The organism is Streptomyces sp. NPDC017202 (assembly GCF_044331705.1).
GTDB lineage: Bacteria > Actinomycetota > Actinomycetes > Streptomycetales > Streptomycetaceae > Streptomyces.
Window position 1 is genome coordinate 1 of record NZ_JBIRNP010000048.1, and the last position, 2,369, is coordinate 2,369.

The following is a 2,369-nucleotide window of genomic DNA, read 5'->3' on the forward strand; positions in this document are numbered from 1 at the left end:
GCGTTGTCGCTCGAGGACGCGGCTCGTGTGGTGGCGTTGCGCAGTCGTGCGTTGCTGCGGCTGGCCGGCACCGGCGGCATGGTCTCCGTCTCCCTGGAGGCCGACGAGGTCGAGCGGCGGCTCGCCGAATGGGACGGCCGCGTCTGCGTGGCAGCGGCCAACGGCCCGCGCTCGACGGTGGTCTCGGGCGACGCCGACGCCCTTGACGAACTCCTCGTCCGTTTCGAGGAGTCGGACGTCCGCGCCCGCCGCATCCCGGTCGACTACGCCTCGCACTCCCCGCACGTGGAGGCACTCGAGGAGACCCTCGCCGAACTCCTGGCACCCGTCGCCCCCCACCCGCTGTCGACCGTGCCGTTCCACTCCACGCTCACGGGCGGACTCATCGAGGACACCGGCCTGCTCGACGGCGGCTACTGGTACCGCAACTTGCGCAACCCCGTACGGTTCGAGCAGACCGTCCGGGACCTGGCCGAGCAGGGGCACACCCTGTTCATCGAGGTCAGCCCGCACCCCGTGCTCACCGTCGGCATCGAGGAGACGCTCGACGGCATCGGCGTGCCCGGTGTCGCCGTCGGCTCGCTGCGCCGCCAGGACGGCGGACCGAACCGGTTTCTGAACTCCCTGGCCGTGGCCGTCGTCAACGGGGCCCACCTCGACCTCTCCGGGCTCGCCCCGGCGGCCGCCGCCCCGGCCCTGCTTCCCACCTACCCCTTCCAGCGCGAGAGCTACTGGCTCACCGACACCACGAGCGCCGGCGACATCACCGGGCTGGGCCTGCAGGGCGACGACCACCCGCTGCTCCGGGCCAACCTCGCCCTGGCCGACGGCGACCAGGTGATCTTCACCGGCCGGCTCTCGCTGCGCACCCACCCCTGGCTGGCGGACCACAAGGTCGGCAACACCGTCCTGCTGCCCGGCACGGCTTTCGTCGAACTCGCGCTGCACGCCGGACACCGCGTCGGCCACGAGCAGCTGGAGGACCTGACCCTCGAAACGCCGCTCGTCCTGCCGGAGACCGGCGGCATCCAGCTCCAGCTGTCGCTCACCGCACCGGACGACGCGGGACGCCGTGCCGTCACCGTCTCCTCCCGCCCCGACGACGCCGACGCCCCGCACGGACCGTGGACCCGGCACGCCACGGGCACCCTCCTCCACAGCGCCCAGGCCCCCGCACCGCTGCCGCGCCAGTGGCCGCCCGTCGGAGCGACCGCCCTCGACGTCGACGACCTCTACCAGCACCTGGCCGAGCAGGGCTACCACTACGGGCCGCTGTTCCAGGGCGTCGTACGGGCCTGGGCCCACGACGACGAGACCTACGTCGAGATCGCGCTCCCCGAGGAGCAGCGCACCACGGCGGACCGGTACGGCGTGCACCCCGCGCTGCTCGACGCGGCCCTGCACCTGCTCGTCCTGGACCCCGTCGCCGCGATCAGTGGCGCGGCGCCCCGGCTGCCGTTCTCCTGGGCCGGCGTGTCCCTGCACGCCGTCGGCGCCACCGACTTGCGGGTCCGGCTGACCAGGACCGGGGACGGCACGGCGGCTCTCGACGTCGCCGACGCCGCCGGCGCCCCGGTCGTCTCCGTCGCGGAACTGGCGCTGCGCGAGATGACGGCACCGGCCGGCCGGGACGTCCGCTCCGCGCACAACGCGGTGTTCGGCGTCGACTGGGTGCCGCTGCCGACCGGCGGTGCGCCCGCGCCGAAGGCGGAGCAGTGGGCCGTCGTCGGCACCGACCCGCTGGACGGCATCCCTGCGGACACCGCCCGCCACACCGACCTCGACGCCCTCGTCGCCGCGCTCGGCCCCGACGGGCAGCGCCCCGAGGTCGTCCTGGCACCGATCGGCCGTGCGATCGGGGACGAGGCCCCCGAAGGCGCCGACGACTTGGCCCTCGCCGCCACCGAGACCGCTTTGTCTTTGGTGCGGGGGTGGTTGGGGGATGTGCGGTGGTTGTCGTCTCGGTTGGTGGTGGTGACGCGGGGTGCTGTGGGGCCTGGTGGGGTGTCGGGTGTGGGTGGTTTGGCGGGGGCTGGGGTGTGGGGGTTGTTGCGGAGTGTGCAGTCGGAGCATCCGGGGCGGTTGGTGTTGGTGGATCTGGATGGTGACGCGGGTGTGTTGCCGGGTGTGGTGGCTTCGGGTGAGGCGCAGGTGGCTGTGCGGGGTGGGGAGGTGTTCGTTCCGCGGTTGGCGCGTGTGGTGGTGGAGGGTTCGGCATCGGCATCGGCATCGGCATCGGCATCGGCGTCGGCATCGGCGTCGGGTTTGGGTTCGGGGTCTGGGTCTGTGGGGTCGGTGTGGGGTGGGGGGACGGTGTTGGTGACGGGTGCGGGTGGTGCTTTGGGTGGGTTGGTGGTGCGGCGGTTGGC

General features: G+C 73.2%; 1 protein-coding gene. It reads left to right on the plus strand.

All coding sequences use genetic code 11. The features are described 5' to 3' along the window. Positions 1 to 30: 30 nt before the first annotated feature. Positions 31 to 2,369: acyltransferase domain-containing protein (locus ACH4N1_RS34940; protein WP_398104558.1), on the plus strand; the 2,339-nt coding region annotated here is incomplete at its 3' end.